Annotated in this window: 10 protein-coding genes; 5 read left to right on the top strand and 5 right to left on the bottom strand. The window is 31.9% G+C overall.

The annotated features are described in order from the left end of the window. Positions 1-447 precede the first annotated feature (447 nt). Positions 448-1,983: a tetratricopeptide repeat protein gene (locus AC3WRL_RS18875; RefSeq protein ID WP_492331010.1), complete on the top strand. Its 1,536-nt coding sequence runs from the start codon at positions 448-450 to the stop codon at positions 1,981-1,983. A gap of 121 nt (positions 1,984-2,104) precedes the next feature. Here AC3WRL_RS18875 and AC3WRL_RS18880 read toward each other — a convergent pair whose 3' ends face one another. After that, the gene (locus AC3WRL_RS18880) at positions 2,105-2,959 is read right to left on the bottom strand and encodes a hypothetical protein (RefSeq protein ID WP_492331011.1); all 855 of its coding nucleotides are present in this window, start codon (positions 2,957-2,959) and stop codon (positions 2,105-2,107) included. An 860-nt stretch (positions 2,960-3,819) separates the two neighbouring features. Then, on the bottom strand, positions 3,820-4,713 hold the full coding sequence (locus tag AC3WRL_RS18885) for a C1 family peptidase (RefSeq protein WP_492331012.1): 894 nt from the start codon (positions 4,711-4,713) through the stop codon (positions 3,820-3,822). A gap of 419 nt (positions 4,714-5,132) precedes the next feature. Between AC3WRL_RS18885 and AC3WRL_RS18890 the strand changes: the two genes are divergently transcribed. Next, the gene (locus AC3WRL_RS18890; RefSeq protein ID WP_492331013.1) at positions 5,133-6,569 is read left to right on the top strand and encodes a tetratricopeptide repeat protein; all 1,437 of its coding nucleotides are present in this window, start codon (positions 5,133-5,135) and stop codon (positions 6,567-6,569) included. Between the two features lie 401 nt (positions 6,570-6,970). Here AC3WRL_RS18890 and AC3WRL_RS18895 read toward each other — a convergent pair whose 3' ends face one another. Continuing rightward, positions 6,971-8,683: a helix-turn-helix domain-containing protein gene (locus AC3WRL_RS18895; RefSeq protein WP_492331014.1), complete on the bottom strand. Its 1,713-nt coding sequence runs from the start codon at positions 8,681-8,683 to the stop codon at positions 6,971-6,973. 955 nt (positions 8,684-9,638) lie between these two features. Here AC3WRL_RS18895 and AC3WRL_RS18900 point away from each other — a divergent pair. Both AC3WRL_RS18900 and AC3WRL_RS18905 read left to right on the top strand, forming a co-directional pair. Further along, positions 9,639-10,868: a hypothetical protein gene (locus AC3WRL_RS18900; protein ID WP_492331015.1), complete on the top strand. Its 1,230-nt coding sequence runs from the start codon at positions 9,639-9,641 to the stop codon at positions 10,866-10,868. Between the two features lie 314 nt (positions 10,869-11,182). Next, positions 11,183-13,888, top strand: a complete 2,706-nt coding sequence (locus AC3WRL_RS18905) for a reprolysin-like metallopeptidase (protein ID WP_492331016.1) — start codon at positions 11,183-11,185, stop codon at positions 13,886-13,888. Between the two features lie 490 nt (positions 13,889-14,378). Here the strand turns inward: AC3WRL_RS18905 and AC3WRL_RS18910 are convergent, their stop codons facing one another. Then, positions 14,379-15,215 carry a pirin family protein gene (locus AC3WRL_RS18910; RefSeq protein ID WP_492331017.1) on the bottom strand — a complete coding sequence of 279 codons (837 nt, stop codon included), beginning with the start codon at positions 15,213-15,215 and terminating at the stop codon, positions 14,379-14,381. Positions 15,216-15,411: 196 nt separating this feature from the next. Continuing rightward, the gene (locus AC3WRL_RS18915) at positions 15,412-16,431 is read right to left on the bottom strand and encodes a phage tail-like protein (RefSeq protein WP_492331018.1); all 1,020 of its coding nucleotides are present in this window, start codon (positions 16,429-16,431) and stop codon (positions 15,412-15,414) included. Between the two features lie 364 nt (positions 16,432-16,795). Between AC3WRL_RS18915 and AC3WRL_RS18920 the strand changes: the two genes are divergently transcribed. Then, a complete protein-coding gene (locus AC3WRL_RS18920) occupies positions 16,796-17,242 on the top strand; it encodes a DUF4844 domain-containing protein (protein WP_492331019.1) in 447 nt (148 codons plus the stop codon). Positions 17,243-17,379: the final 137 nt, after the last annotated feature.

Here is a 17,379-nt window from a genome sequence, read left to right on the forward strand (position 1 = left end):
ATCAGTTAATAGTTTTTGCTTGTTTAAAAAGAAAAGAAGCTATACATGCTCCTAAATATTGATTCCTAAAAATTAAATGAATTTCTCCTATTAAAATTTCTGAAAAATTTGAACATGTAATACCTATGTCATATGTCCCCTATAGTTTTAAGTCACCCAAATTCTTAATATTGCTTTCAATAAGTGAGATTTACTATTACGTACGGAGAAAATGATTAATCCTAATCACTAAAGATAAATGTATAAAACCTCTTCACCCATTTTATAATTATATGCTTGTATTAAAATATTACCTAGCTTTATATACATCATCAATTGAATAAATTCATATTACTAACACCCCACTTATCAATGTATTGGATTCATAATTTATCAATAAAAAAATTCAATCAGAAAAGATATATACAATCAGTTATTAGCCAAAACATTTTTTATAATCCTTAAACTATGATGAAAATTTTCTTCTTTTTACTTCCTGTTTGTCTGTTTGCCCAGGAAAAGATCACGCCACAATATATTGATTCAAAAATTACAGAAGTAAATGCCTTATCACTTACAGGAAAACATGATTTATATTTAAAAGGGAATGAGGATATTTTAGAAAAATCTAAACAAATCCATTACTCAAAAGGAATTACGTTAAGCTATTTAAATCTTTCCAATATTTCCATTTTTGAAGGGAATTATAAAAAAAGTCTGGAATATTTAAATCAGGCAAAAACGGAGAAGTATACTAAAGACGATGTTTATACAGAGATGAAAATAAAACATCTTATCAGTTATAATTATATTGCAATAGGTCTTTATACAGATGCCGTTGCAGAGCTTAAAGAAGTGGCTGAATTATCAGATAAGATCACTGTTGATTCAATAAGAATATACAATAAAGCATCTATATTCATTGATCTCGGTGTAACGTACAGGGCCAAAGGACAATTTGATTCAGCCACCCTAAGTGTTAGGAAAGCAATTAACATATTACCGCACCATAGAAGCCCAAAAATGCAAAATATGTCAGATTTGGCCCATTTAGCATTGGTGGAAGTTAAAATTGATGAAAATAAAATTGACTCTGCAGATATATATTTAAGCGAAGTAGAAGCACAATCTAAAAAGTTAACTTTAGTCAGTAATGCAAAAACGTATCAACTAAGGGGTATAATCTGTGAAAGGAGAAAAGAATATGCCTCAGCCATTAGTTTTTATAAAAAAGCATTGGAACTGACTAAAGAGACTAAAAACATTCATGTAATATCGGATTTAAATCGGTCATTATCTCAGGTATATCTGAAAATCAACGATAAAGAATCATACAGAAAAGTTTATAAGAAACTTACCTCCATAAAAGACAGCTTAAATACCAGTTCTGAGCATTCAACGGAAAATATTGTAAAAGAATTAGTGACAAAAAAAGAAGAAAAACTAAAATCCAAGAGTGATTTCTTAGTTAATATTATTATTGTAGTGATCCTATTGATAATCGTTATTTCTGTATATATTTTTAAAAGAGCCCGCACAGAACAAAAAGTTTTAAATGAAAAAAATCAAGAAGTAAAATTATTAAATAAAAAACTTAATATTGATTTTGAGGAAGTAGTAAGGCTGGCTAAAAACAATGATCCGGAATTTCTTAACCGATTTCAGGAAGCTTATCCTGATTTTTTTCCAAAACTTTTAAAAATAGAACCCAAGATGCTTGTCAGTGAATTACGGTTTTGCGCCTTGTTATTTCTCAATTTTTCAAGTAAGGATATTGCTCAATATACCCTTTTACAACCGCAGTCCGTACAAACAAAAAAGAACAGATTAAGGAAGAAATTAAGAATCCCATCAAATATTGACATTTATATTTGGATGAAGGATATTAATTTCAGCGATCAATTAACCGGTTCACTAAACCGGTCCAGAATGTACAGTTACACAAAATACTATTCTCTTATTAAAAAACTCAAAACTATTATTAAAGTAAAAAAACAGAAATAAATAAGTAAAATTAAGATTATAAAGTCATACCTATCTTAACTAAACTATGGGGTTATTAACTAAAAACAGGTGTTAATTATTCACACCTGTTTAATATTAAAATTAAATAAATACAATGGTATCAGAGTTTGGTTATTGACAAAGTATAGGTAGGGGCACCATATGAGCTCCCAAATGAAATAGTATTGAGGCTAGAGCCCTGCAATGCTGTTGATCCACCACCACTTTGCATGGTTCTATAAAATTTAATCCTAAGTAAGTCATCAGTATTTAATGTTCTGATTATGGTAGGTATTGTAAATGAGTAATTTCTTACAGCGCCTACCGCCAATCTGGGAAAAATAGGTCTTCCCCCAGATACTGATTGCCAAACCGTGCCTCCGTTTGTAGAAATATCAATATTTATTGCCATGTAAGCGTACCCATCACCATCATTTACAAAATTCAATTGTGGAGTCACAGACGCTGAAATCATATAAACTCCTCCTTTGCTTATCTTGACCAGCCCATTTGCCGGAACAGTTACTCCAATATTATTTAAGGAACTATCGCTCAAGGTTACAGGAACAGTCTGCTCATCCCCATTATTATAACTTACTGCAGGATAATTAAACGTATTCTTTGATGTAAAAAATGCTATTTGTGATTCAATAACATTTGACTTTCCCAAAACCCCATTTTCATCCACATATAAAGGAGAATGGGTTCCTGTTAAAAATTCGGTATTTCTTATTCTTACTTTCCCATCAACATCCAGTTTTTGAGTAGGTGCCGTAATTCCCGCACCTATTTTACCATCAGCTGTTACCACGAAATCATCTGTTTGCTGCTGAACTGTTGGGCTCCCTGTTGCCGGATTATTTTTTAGTCCATCAATATGGAAGACTTGTTGTGGGTTTATTGTATTAATGCCCACCTGGGAAAATACTGCACCAGAAAATAGTACAGAAATACAAATACTTGTTCTTTTTTTCATAAAATTTTTATTATTTGCGTTATAGAGATTGAATCATCGTAGATTATTCTGTATTTCGAATTATATTGAACCACCTATTATAATGACTAATATGGGGATCAACTCATGTATAATGTTCTTCTAATTAGCTATAGGAATATAAAATATTAATAAAAGAAGCCAATTATGTATTGCATGATGCAATGATACCATTTAAATAACCTGTGTATAGTACAATGGGCTATTACAAGGCTATTACATAATTTCAACCAACTACATTTCAGTCACTTAAATAACAACTACCCTTGTTTCCAATAACCCTATTTTAAAGCAACAACTTGAAAAATTAACTTATCATTTATCCACACTGCATTGGTTACCGAATTCATTATATGCTAAACAAATAGAGAGTATTATAAAATTTATTCAAATGTATAATAGCATTTTTGGAAAGTATCAGCCAGCTATCGTCTTTAATTATATTCAGACAATAAAAATGACCGAGAAAATCCCGGCCATTAAAATAATATAAACTTTTATTGAAAATGATCACAATTGGAATACATAAGGTGATGGATCCCGTTTTATGACTAATTTCGATCTACAATGATACGCCCTAATAATCTATCTATTTAATAATAGGCTATTACATAGCTATTACAAAATTTCAAACAATTGATATTCATTGAATTTAAAAACTTATTCATCTTGTATTCCTGATAAGATCAGGCAATTCTAAAAAAATATTTCTTGTAAAAAGAATAAACTTATGATACTTCTAAGTTATTGACATCTAGTAAAAATGACCGGAACTTCCGGTCATTAATAAATAGTAATTTTTATAACAAATTATAACTGTAAATACATCCTACTGTAGGCTATTACTCCACATAGGCCACATAGCTCTCACTTATAGCTCTTGCTGCAGTATTAAATCTGGATTTTGCAAAAAATGAATAATCAATCCAAAAATAACCATTTGATCCCCAACCTGCACCCCAGGAGTTCTGAACTTTAAATGCTTGCTTGTTATCATCATATCCTATTACACAAACAGCATGGCCTCCATCCACCCGGCCAGAACGTTTTTTCCAAATCCATCCCGTATTTCCAATATTCCAAAAAGCCTGGTCTACAGGAATGCCGATAATAATAGGAAGATTCATGCTTAATAGGGTTTTCACATTGGCAATATTAGTATTATCTACTGTTGCCCAGCTTGTAAATTTATGGGTACTTGCAGCATTTTTCTGAGATGCGCTTGGCTGCACTGAGCAGTTCGTATCGTTATATGGCATCTCAGTAATGCTACAAACACCTTGGTTTTTAATGAGATTCAATGCATCGCTTATATAAGAGCCATCATTACATGATCCAATTTTAATTTGATTGTACACATATTCTGGGCTTCTGGCCTGAGATATTCCTTTAAAATTATATTCAAGTGAACTTGTTGCTGCGTAAGCTGTCGCCCAACCTACGCAAGAACCTTCACCACCTTGATTTCCTATAGCTGAACTTGCAATAGTATAAGATGCCGGAATCAATGCAGCAACAGATGCTGAATTCTTACCTTTAAATTTATGGCTTAAATATTCCATGTCTGCCGTTTTAAATGTTTTATAAACATTTTCATCTACAAACCTTGCACCCAACTTAAAACTCTTTTTATCCTCCTGTGAAGGAGCTGCCGAATTCAGGTTTTCCTCTGATCTTTCACATGCTGCGAAAGTAAGTAGCCCTAAGGCTGCAATAATGATTTTAAAATTTTTCATGAATAAATATTTTATGTTATTAAAATTGTGATTTCCATAAAATCTGGTTGTGGTTTTTAATTATTCTTTTTATTATTAATTATCACAATCAGTTATCGATCACTCTGCAATTATACATTCTAAACAAATAAACCATACAGTCAGATGCTATTACACATATATTACAAAAAATCAAACACCTGAAAATCAACTAAATAAATACCATTCATATAAAAATTAATCTGCATAAATCAGCCAGCAATAAACAATAATTTTATATTTTTAAGCCGTCTTTTGACACCGTTTTGACTTTAATCTCCCTATAAAATGAATTGATAATAACGAAATCATTTACCAATACATTAAAGCAATTCGCGATTATCTATATTTTAACTAGTTTTATTAATTAATACATTTTACACATTAAAAATAATTTATAAATGATAAGAATTTTATTTCTTTTATTTTCTTCCCTACTATTTGCTCAGCAAAAAATAACATCCCAATATATAGACTCAGAAATTACAAAGGCTGATAATTTCTTCAAAAATGGGAAAACCAATGAATGTATTAAAGCAAATATTATCATATTAAATAACTCTAATAAAATAGAATATTCGAAAGGTATCGTTGCAAGCTGTATAAACCTGGCAACCCGATATTTTTTTGCAGGAAACCATCCTAAAAGTTTATTTTACTTAAAACTGGCCGAAAAAGAAAGATATACTCAAAATAGTATCTCTACTCAAATCACTATTTTAACCCTTCACAGCTATAATTATATGAATATTGGGTTATACAAAGAAGCTATTAATGAATTTGAGGAAATAATTACGTTATCTGATCAGATGACCGATGATAAGGCAAAAATAAAATCAAAATCAGAAGCATATTATAATATGGGTCTGATATATAGACGGAATAATAAATGTGATTCTGCAGCATTATACACCGATAAAGCCATTCATATTTTGCAATCACAAAAAAAACTAAATTCAGAATTGAAAAGCAATTTAGTATGGTTTTTATTAGAATCAATAGAATTAAAGATTGACGAAAAAAAAATAGATTCTGCTGAAATAGACCTTAAGCTTCTGGAAAACCGACCGGAAAAATTAGTGGGTAAAAAGATTTTTAAATTATACCAGGTAAGAGGCCTTATTCATTGTAACAAAAAAGAATATGATCTGGCAATTAAAAATTATGAAACAGCAATTGCCCTTACCAAAAAGATTCAAAACAATTTTGCCTTAGAGTACCTATACAAACTAATAATTGAAGCGCATGAAAAAAAAGGAGATAAAAAGCTGACTGAGGAATATATTCAAAAACGTAAGTTTCTAAGTGATAACTTACGAAAGATTAGAGAAAATTCGACTGAATCCACAGTAAAAGAATTAGTTAAACACAAAGAAAAAAAAGCAAAATCTAAAATTCAATATTTGATGTATTACATCTGTGCCGGGATTCTGATTGTGATAGTTCTTCTTTTATTTATCACAATAAAAATTCGTAAGGAACGGAAAAAAATCATGCAAAAAGAAAAAGAAACCAACATACTAAGTAAAAAACTTAATCTCGCTTTTGATGAGGTAGTACAGCTTGCAAAAAATAATGATTCCGAATTTCTCACCCGATTTGTTGAAGTCTATCCAGACTTTTTCCCTGCATTACAACAGATAGAACCTCAGATGCAAAATAGTGAATTAAAATTCTGTGCCTTATTATTTCTCAATTTTTCATCTAAAGATATTGCCACATACACCTTTGTACAACCTCAATCCATACAAACCAGAAAGAATAGATTAAGGAAAAAATTAAATATACCCTCTAATGAGGATATCTATATTTGGATGAAGGATATTAATAAAAAATAAATTCATTCCATTAAAATCATTTTAATGGAATTTTTGTATTCAATACAGGGTAGATTACCCTGTATTGATACATTTGATCCATTTGTGCGTTTAGAATCATAAAAATAATTTGTCATTTACTGCCTGGAACGTAAATAAATACTACATACTATTTTACTAGCTTTAAATAACTTTTATAATATTACACGAATGAAAATTGTATTGTAAATAATTTCCTATTACACATATATGACACTAACTTATAATACTGATAATCAAATATTAAATAATTGGCACCCATCTCAATATTTGAAAATAAATAATGTTTACTATGGCATTTTTTGATTCGGAAAAGTTTTATATATGGATAAATAGCCCTTCCTTCAGAAAATGACACAGACTCATATTTACACGTCTGAAATTCAATGACCTTCCAGTTCTTCCTTCCTTTTCCGTATAAAATCTTTAGGCCTTATTCCGTTGATTTCATAAAAGAGATCTGAGAAATTCTGCCTGGAGGAAATCCCACATTCTTCGGCCAATGCTTCAATGGTATAATTGAGGTATTTTTTATTGGAATTCAGAAGCTCTGTAATGTATGCAATGCGTAAGTCACCTAAATAACGGTTAAAATTGACTTTTTTATTTTCGTTAATGTATGTCGACAAATAGTAAGTGTTTGTACCAAGCTGTGAGGCCAATTTACTTTGTGTAAGCCCTTTTTTGATAAAGCCGTTACTTGTTTCAAATTTTGAAAGTTTGATCGATAATTCCTCTCTCTGCTCCAAGCTGAGTATACTCTTTTTCTGTTCATCAATAGGTTCGACAGACTTCTCATCTGAATCTTTATTAATTTTGACAGTTTGCAAGCTTAATTTTTGCTGGAGCTCTGTATATTTTTTTTGAATTCTTCGTTCCCTGTAATAACGGACTATAAACAGGCATAAAAAGAATGCTGTAAGTATAATAAAAACAACCGTTGAGATCAATCTCCCCATACTCTTTTTCTCCAGCTCTTCTCTCTTATCACTAAGTATTCTAGTGTCATACTCTTTATGGATCTTTGTGGATAAATAACTAAAGTCTTTACCCAAAACACTATCCACCTTTAACAGCTGTCTGGTATAGTATAATTCATTTTCTAAACTTTTATCTTTTTTACTTTTGTTAATTAAGTGTTCATAACTTGCTCTTACTTCGGGTAATATAAAATGGTGGATATTGAAAATTGAATCAACTTTTGTAAAATATCGCAGACTTTTTGTTTCGCTGGTGCCCAGATAACTTTTACCTAAGTAATAATAGACTACAGAAGCCCAGGTAAAGTCCTGTGCTTTTAACAGTGGATCCAATGATCTATTAAGATCAGATATCGCAGCCCTGTAATTTTTGTGGTTATATTCCATTAAACCTTTGCACTTAAAGAAATACCCACGCTCAAGAGCAAAATCATCCATATCATAGGTCTTTGAAAGTGCTATATTGACCAGACTGTCGGAAGTTTTAAATTGTTTGAGATTTCTGTAACAAACCATCATTTGGTGTAGGGTATTGTAATACCCTCTTGTATTATTGTAGAGCTCATTTGGATGTAATTTTTCCTTAGACTTTTTTTCAAAAAAAAGATAGCAGTCGGTAAACAGCTCCAAAGCTTCATGATAATACCCCAGATAGCTTTTAACAACGCCGAGATGGTATTTTACTTTATGTTTAAGATAATCGTCCGTGGTATTTTTTGCATAATGATAGGCTTTAAGATATTCATCCAGGGCCAGTTCAAACTTCTTAAAATTAAAATAATAAATAATACCCTTACCAAGGTAGGCAGTACTTATTAAATCATTGTCTTCTGATTTCAATGATGCTAAAATAGTACTATCAGCATATAGCATCTTATTTTTCTCCAAGGGAGAAAAAAGCACGGCATCCTTATACCCCTGAACCAGCCGGGAGTAATTCTTTTCCTTTTTTGCTTTTTCAATATATCGCCGTACCGATGGCAAAGCGCTGGAATTATTCTTTTGAAGGTTTTCATACCGCCTTCTAATATCCATATAATTTTCATCCGTAGTCTGCGGAAAAAAATCAACAAAAGAGAAGAGAATAATGAAGGAAAGTAATCTAGTGATTGTCATACAGAAATATTATAAACCAGACCTACCAAATTTAAACATTTTACATCAAAACAAAGTGAAATAGTAATCCGATTCAGAAATTCACACCAAACATTAAAAATATATGAGCAATAAACAATTATTGCAAAAATATTCTTGTCATGATTTAAAAATTGGGACGTCTTAATTTTAAACACCTTCACTGATGAGTTTTTTCTTATGACAATATTTGATCCCTGGTCCAATACCTATTATTTTGCTAGCATAAGCAACAGAAGAATATTTTGAAAAATTATTCCTAGTTCCATTGACAATAGCTGAAATAGACGAATCTTTAAATCATTTCGGACAATACTTAATCCGGTTTGATAGCTATGATCAGAGATTTAATAATTCTTATTTTTATCTGTGGGGGTTTTCTTTTCTTATTTGTGTAAACATCATGTATTTTTCCCAGTACTTTATATATACCATATAACTAATAGTAATTTATCATATTTTTTGATATCACACAGATATCACATGTTATAAAAGTCCCGATAAATGCCATAATTTTATAAGTCAGTCTGTATACATTTGCAAAGTTTAAAAAAGCCTCTTTAATTTAAGATGAAAAAGAATAAAATATGTAATTTTAAGAAATTAGAATTATTATTAAACCAAAATGGTATGATAATAAAATTTAATTATCCGTACTCCAGTTAAATAATTCATCTTGATAAAAAGATTATTATAATCTTATAAAATGAAACACATCCTCTATTTATTAACTATAATTCTTTTTCCTATAGCTCTACATGCTCAGAAATTATCTGAGGAAAAAGAGATCTTAAAACTTATTGGTTCGTCCCGCAATGCATTTCAGAAAGCCGATCTGCCATCCAGCACTGAATATGCGGAAAGAGCACTTTCTAAAAGTATAAAAATCAATTATTCATATGGAATCGCCTATAGCAATTTTTACATTGGTCAGGCAATGTGTGATTTGGGAAAATTCAATACTTCTCTAAAACGCTTATCAGCCGCGGAAAAAGAAGACTATACTCAGACAGACCCTTTCCTCATGTCTGAAATATTTACAGTAAGAAGCAGACTATATTCTATCGTTTCACCCGACTATTCTTTAAAAGAACAGAAGAAAGTGCTTTTATTTATCAATAAAATCGCAGACAAACGTGATAAAACTATAATAAAAATTAAAACCTACACAAACTTTGCTGCTTTTTATGGAGGTAAAAACGATATTGATTCTTTATCTTTTTATTTAATTAAAGCAAATCATGCTTTAAATTCTTTAAAAGAACAAAATATACCTCCTCAACAACTCGTCAATTTTTATTCACTATTAGGATACTCTCTTGTTTTAAAAAAACAGTATGATTCAGCTACTTATTGTTTTAAAAAATCCTTATATCTGGGAAAAAAGTACAATTACAAGAATATAACCATGACTCAAATGTCATGGGGAATTTCAGAGTTTCAACAAAAGAAAAACGATTCCGCCCTTGTCCATTTTATGAAAGCTTTGGACAATATGGAAGAATTGCATTACTCAAGTCTCATTCCGTGGGCAAGCTTCTGTATATCGGAAACATATCAAAGTCTTGGCAATATAGAAAAGTCTAATGAATACAAGGCAAAAGCCAATGAGTTACAAGAAAAAATGAGCCAAGAATATATAAATTTCCCAAAAACTACCCTTAACACCCTTCTTCTTGAGCAAGAAAATAATACACAACAAAAAACAAAGAAGAATGCTATTATTTTTTTAGCAATTATTATTTTTCTGGTGTTGCTTTTTCTTTCTTATTTTTTCATAAAACACCGTACTGCAAACAAAAAAATCAACTCTCAAGAAGAGATCATTGCCAATAAAGATCAAAAAGCTCACTTTTTGGAACAAAAAGTAAACGAAGCCTTTAAGGTCGTAATACAATTAGCCAAGGAAAATAACCCCGAATTCCTTACTCGATTTAGAGAGGTTTATCCTGATTTTATTTCGGCTTTACTAGAAATCAATTCCAAATTAGTAACAAGTGAACTCACCTTTTGCGCCTATTTATATTTAAATTTCTCTTCTAAAGATATCGCTGAATATACTTTTGTTACCCCTCGAGCCGTTCAGCTTCGTAAGAATCGACTAAGAAAAAGACTTAACATATCTTCTGAAGAAGATATCTATTTATGGATGAAGAATCTATCCTAAATTTTCCCAAAGTCCGAAAAAGAATATCTTCAGTTCAATACCTTTCCAATCATTGAAAATGCCTTCCAATTATCTGAGGACATGTTCGGAAACCTTGCAGATGTTATACAACCTACACGAGAAACCCATATTAATAAAAATTGATCCGTTTTTTAAACAATAGAAATTGTTAGGATGAAGACTTTTAAAACTATCACATTATAACTACACCTGTAGTTCTTTAGTATCACATAGGTATCACACCTTGTATTGTTCAATACAATGAGATTGAAAATCTATTACTTTTGGCCCTCATTTATAAAAATATAAACAATATGAAACTTATTATTTTTGCTTTTGCACTGATATTTCCTTTTTTAGGATTTTCACAGTGGACAAGAACAGAATTGAGGTCACAAAAAGTGAAAAAATCTCAGGAAAAATTAGAATATGCAGGGCTCTATTCGTTAGACGCTCATCAACTCAAACAGAAACTAGAAAAAGCTCCAGCCCGTTTTTCGAGCGAAAAAGGATCTGTGATTTCACTTCCTACAGCTAGTGGAAAATTGGAAAGGTTTCAGGTTTGGGAATACTCAAATATGGCTCCAGAGTTACAGGCCAAGTTTCCAGATATTAAATCTTATATAGGAAGAGGATTAGAAGATCCTTCTCTATATTTAAGATTTAGTCTTTCTCCAGTTGGCTTCTCATCAATGATTACCCGATCTGGAATATCAGAATTTATTGAACCTTATACTGAAGACAGAAGTATTTATGCTGTTTTTGATTCCAATGCAAAAAGAGGAGACAAAGAACCTTTTGAATGTTCTGTTAAGGAAATTGCAGAGAAGGCTGCTGAAAAAAAAAATGAAAGTGTAAATAAGAAAGCAGCGGGTTTTAATGTTTTTAGGCTTGCCTTATCATGTACAGGTGAATATGCTCAGTACCATTTAACAGCCTCCGGCACTCCCACTACAGCCACGGAAGCTCAAAAGAAAGCAGTGGTTCTTGCCGCAATGAACACTTCTTTAACACGAATGAATGGTGTTTTTGAAAAAGATTTATCATTACATTTTAACCTAATTGCCAATAATGATGTTGTTATTTTCTTAGATCCTGCAACAGATCCCTATAATGATGCAGACAGCGATCCTACCAATGATTTTAATCATCAAGGTGCATACTATGTCATAGCAACCCGAATCCAATCGGGTGATTATGATATGGGCCATTTGGTAGACAGAAGAAATGGTACTGGAGTAGCCGGCTTAGGTGTGATATGTGGAGCTATAAAAGCAGCAGGTTATACTTCATCCAATTTCCCAGAAGGAAGTACATTTGATATAGATTATGTTGCCCATGAGATGGGACATCAGATGGGTGCTGGTCATACTTACACCATGTATGCAACCCAAACTGACCAGAAAGTAGAACCTGGAAGTGGTTCTACTATTATGTCATATGCAGGAATAACAGGAGGGAGCAATGATGTTCAGTTTAATGTAGGTGATTATTATCATACCAATAGTATTACACAGATAAAAAATAAAATAAACAGTATTGTCTGCGGTATCAATACTCCTTTTGTAAATGCTGCTCCAAATATTAATGCCGGAGCAGATTATACAATTCCTAAATCTACCCCATTTGTATTAACCGCAACTACAACAGATGGCAATAGTGCTTCTTATACCTACACATGGGAACAAGCAGACCAGGCTGCCGCTGCTCAACTTGGGGCTAATGACATTTCAGCTGCTTACCCAACAAAGCCAACAGGCCCTATATTTAGATCATTGTCACCCGTAAATACACCAACAAGATATTTTCCTGATTTTAATAAAGTGCTGGGAGGTGTTTTGTCAACACGATGGGAATCGGTTTCCAGTATTGCACGGGAGCTTAATTTCACAGCTACTATAAGAAATAATGATCCACTAGCACCTCAGACTAATAAAGATGATGTGAAATTAACTGTTAATTCAGCATCTGGACCCTTCCAAATCACTGCACCAGTATTCGGACAGTCATTAGCTTCTGGAAGTGCCATTAATGTGACTTGGGATGTAGCTAATACAAATCAGGCTCCAATAAATACGGCCAATGTGAATATTAAATTATCTACAAATGGAGGCCAGACATTTACCGTTATATCAGCCAATACGCCTAATGATGGTAGTGAGCAAGTGAATATTCCTCCAGGTTCTACTTCATCTAATGCTTACATTCTTATAGAGGCTGTAGGAAATGTCTATTATGCTGTGAGCCCTAGCTTTGTGATCGATTATAATGTAACGGGAGAAACTTGTGCCACTTATAATTATAGTGGTGCTCCTGTTGTAATTATTGATGGTCCAGGAGGCGGGCCAACTGTGGATAATATATCATCACCAAAAGTGATAGCACCATTAATGGTAAATAATAATGGAACTATTACTAAAATTAAAGTTATTCCTTCCATTACCCATCCTAATGTAAAGGATTTGTCAGTTGGAATAGAAAGCCCTGTAGGAACATCTGCCCTTATCTGGAACAGATCATGTGGGTCACAGGATAATATAACGGCGACATTTAGTGATAATGGAACGACTCCTGTATGTACTACTCCAATCCAAGGAGATATAAAGTCTAATGAATCATTAGGTATCTTTAAAGGCCATACAGCACAAGGAGAATGGAAATTATTTGCTTCAGACAACATTGCTGGACATGCAGGAACTATTACAGGATGGTCTCTGGAGGTATGCACAAGAGAAACCCAAAGTTTAGGAACGCATGATGTAGCTTCTTCGTTGGCAGACGATATCAAAATTTATCCTAATCCAAGTGATGGTAATTTCTTTATTAAATCAAGAAACTTAAAAGGAGAAATAAAAGTAGGTATATTTGATGCCAGTGGAAGATTAATATTTTCATCTGCTTATCAAAGCCAAAGTAATGATAGTACAAAGGAGTTTAATGTAAATGTACCAAAAGGCGTTTATGTGATCAGTATAAATTCTTCAAAAGGCGTATACAATTCAAAGCTCGTCATTAAATAACTAATTATAATAAACTCTTAAGTGAAGGACTGGTAAAAACCAGTCCTTTTTTATGCAATCCCATTTTTTTAAATAGTAAAAAACTTCCTATTAGATTCTCCTATTTTATCAGAACACATTGAGGCTAATGCTAATATGGAGGTAATTAACTAAATTGGAATGAAATATTGAGAAAGTAAATTCAAAAAATAAGATGTGATAATTCACATTTTTTAAAATCTCAAAATACCACCATATCTACAAATTGGGGAAACTAAAAATAGATTAACATAGAAACATTATAATTAAAATAATAAGTACATCTGCAGTATCTGTTTCCGAATGAACTACTAAATTATGATTAGTTAAATTAAAAATGTTAGCTAATAGAAGCAACTCTGTTAATATTACTATTAACAGAGTAGCAACTTCTAAAAAAAACTTATAAACTAAAAAAACTATTTCCTATTAATTTTTGATTTATCATCCCAGAATCGCTATTGCTTTTAAGTTAAAACTGTCCAGATCTGAAATCAGCATACGCTTGTTTTATTTCATCTTCAGTATTCATAACAAAAGGACCCTTTGCTACCACTGGTTCTTGTAGCGGTTCGCCTGCAAAAAATAAAAGTTTTAAATGATCATTAGCTTTAATTGAAATTTCACTTGACCCCTCTTTACTAGTGATTCCATCAAGCATTAAAACTTCCCCTTTAGAGCCTTCAAAAAGATTGTTACCAAATATTCCCGTTCCTTCCAAGATATATAAAAAGCCATTATATGAAGATGGAAGACCTTGGGTTGCTATATAGCCAGCCTGGACTGTTATCTCAACCATTATAACAGGAACATGATTTTTTGTTTCCGAAATAACACTTCCTGAATTTCCTGAAAAAACTCTATAGGTAGCACCTTCTTCTTTACGTACTGGAGCACTACTATTCTTTATATCCTGATACCTGGGCGTTGTCATTTTTTGTGCACGAGGTAGATTTACCCATAACTGTAATAAATGCACAGTAACATTTTGTGGTGGTTCTTCATTATGCATTATCCCACTTCCTGCTGTCATCCATTGTACATCTCCCTTATTTAATATTCCACCACCTCCTTTATTATCGATATGCGTTAGTGCTCCATCAATGATATAAGTCACAGTTTCTATACCTCTATGTGGATGAAGATCAAAAGCACCTTTTTGAAATACATCTTCTGCCATTAAGAGAAAAGGATCAAACTCTAGCCAATTTCCACTGGGTAAAACTAATCCAGCGGTATGAATATCACTATTTTTTTGAAGAATTACCTTCCATTTCCTTTTTATATTTCTTTTTATTATTTGACTCATATTGTTATTTATTATTTTATTTGTTAAGCTTATTTTTAGTTTGTAAATTTTTCTCGTTAGATAGAAATAATAAAGCTGCAAAAAGTATTTGATAAAATTATAGGCAATCCATTTTTAAATTCCATACCCCACTCATAGGGTTCAATACTTTTAAGTTATAGTTTTGCCAACTGCCCTTTTGTAGGTAGTCTCTTGATCAGTTTTGATAAAACCTGAGAAACAACATATCATCAGGCAACCCTGATCCACTTTTAACAAGAATCTCAGCGTTTATCGTATACGAAGTTACTTTCTGAGTTGTCTTATTTACTACTGCCAGGTGTATTGAAACTCCTTCTGTATTAGCTGAACCACCAAAACTGTACAACTGATACCAATTATTTCCTGTTGAGCTATCTACAACACTATTAGTGTTAGCTACGGCTGAACTTCCATAATTATAGTAAGCCAGAAAGTAGATTGGATCAGTGAGATTAATTATTTCCAAATATTCTGCCGCAGTACTACCATTATAGCGAATGCACGTATTCCCTAAACAAAGCTGAGAGTTAACTGGTGTTAGGGCATTTAAGGGGATTCCTTTTGAAATGAAATTCCCTGAGATACCAGGTAAGGTACTAGACCCAGTATCAGCTGCTTTGGCAGGCGTAGACGTGGGTTTCCACTCCGTGCCATCATTAATGTACAAACCAGGTAACACATCGTTTACACTAGCCGTATTATAAACTACCATACCGGCAACATGCGCAGCCAGTGGAGAAGCATTATTAGAATTTACAAGTGCTAGTCTTGGGACTAAAACACCTTTTGTGGTAGAGGCAATATCTAATGCGGCATTTGTGTTAGGCGTGTTCGTTTCAATACCGACACTACCAGATGTAAGAACAACATTTCCGGCATTATCTACCCAAGCATCAGGAGAGGAATCCCCTGCTCCCCCTCCTCCGGAAAAGGATGTCCATGCTGATCCATTCCAATAGTGGAAGCCTTGGGTAAATGTTCCTGAATTGGCAGTAAGATAGACCAACTGCCCCTTCACCGAACCATTTGTAGATAGATCTGTTACTCTGGGAACCAAAACACCATCGGTTGCTGTTACTGCACCTAGGTGATTTTTACCACGAATATCAAGAGTCGCCTCAGGGTTTTGAGTATTAATTCCAACTTGGGAAAAGAGTGTTTGCGATAACAATACACAGAATAAAATCTTTTTCATGATTATGTTGATTTTAGGTTGCTTTATTTTTTAAATTGAGTGATGATTACTATTATCCTGTAGAAATAACTTAAGATAATTTACGATAAATCTATAAAGAAAAATCCTAACCAAGTGAAATAAAGTACCAAATATAACCCTGAAATAAAGGCTATTAGGTATCACATAGATATCACAGTAATAAAATATAATCGCATATTACTATTTAGTCATATACCCAAATAAATTTAAAATTTAAATTTGTCGACTTGAATTAAATTTCAACAAACATTGAATTATTTGATTTAAAGTAAATATTTGGACACTCAAATAAATCACATTTAATCCAACCCCATCATAAACAAAATATAAATAGTAGTTATAAATGAATGAAAAAAAGAGTTTACAAATCTATAAATCCTTTTTACTTTTTTTTCTAATGGTATTATTGATTTGTTCTTGTAATAAAAATAAGTTTCATCGGCTTTTAAATAAAAAAAATAAAATAGAAAATCTGGAACGTCTAAAAAAAAATCTGAAATTCAAACAAAACAATATATATCCCGGACTTGAAGACAAGGAATTAAAAGAATTATTATTTAAGAAATTAGATAAAATTATTGATGAATTTAAAAAAGGAGTTGAAAATAACTATAACGATAAACAATATCAAGAGTTGTTGAAAAGAAATATTATAAAGTTAGATCCTTTCAATTTAAAGGCTAAATACAGGGAAAATATTTGTCAATTTTTTGAAAAAATAATGAACGCTATAGAATTACTTAACTCTAAACATATATTAAACGAATGGTTATATACATATGATTACTAATCGCTTAGAATCAGTAATTAGCTTTTATATTTTAATAAAATTATATTATTATGAGAATTTTTTTATTAACCTTTTCCATTTCTTTTGGAATTTTTGCTTCTGCACAAGAGGTAAAAACTGAAGCTCCTGTAGTAGAT

The sequence above is a fragment of the Chryseobacterium sp. FW101-FHT12H09 genome (assembly GCF_058790395.1).

Excerpts from the sequence above, each read along its gene's own strand:
- AC3WRL_RS18890 (WP_492331013.1), top strand. The coding sequence starts at position 5,133 with ATGATAAGAATTTTATTTCTTTTATTTTCTTCCCTACTATTTGCTCAG.
- AC3WRL_RS18875 (WP_492331010.1), top strand. The coding sequence starts at position 448 with ATGATGAAAATTTTCTTCTTTTTACTTCCTGTTTGTCTGTTTGCCCAG.
- AC3WRL_RS18895 (WP_492331014.1), bottom strand. The coding sequence starts at position 8,683 with ATGACAATCACTAGATTACTTTCCTTCATTATTCTCTTCTCTTTTGTT.
- AC3WRL_RS18880 (WP_492331011.1), bottom strand. The coding sequence starts at position 2,959 with ATGAAAAAAAGAACAAGTATTTGTATTTCTGTACTATTTTCTGGTGCA.
- AC3WRL_RS18900 (WP_492331015.1), top strand. The coding sequence starts at position 9,639 with ATGTGTGATTTGGGAAAATTCAATACTTCTCTAAAACGCTTATCAGCC.
- AC3WRL_RS18910 (WP_492331017.1), bottom strand. The coding sequence starts at position 15,215 with ATGAGTCAAATAATAAAAAGAAATATAAAAAGGAAATGGAAGGTAATT.
- AC3WRL_RS18915 (WP_492331018.1), bottom strand. The coding sequence starts at position 16,431 with ATGAAAAAGATTTTATTCTGTGTATTGTTATCGCAAACACTCTTTTCC.
- AC3WRL_RS18885 (WP_492331012.1), bottom strand. The coding sequence starts at position 4,713 with ATGAAAAATTTTAAAATCATTATTGCAGCCTTAGGGCTACTTACTTTC.
- AC3WRL_RS18920 (WP_492331019.1), top strand. The coding sequence starts at position 16,796 with ATGAATGAAAAAAAGAGTTTACAAATCTATAAATCCTTTTTACTTTTT.
- AC3WRL_RS18905 (WP_492331016.1), top strand. The coding sequence starts at position 11,183 with ATGAAACTTATTATTTTTGCTTTTGCACTGATATTTCCTTTTTTAGGA.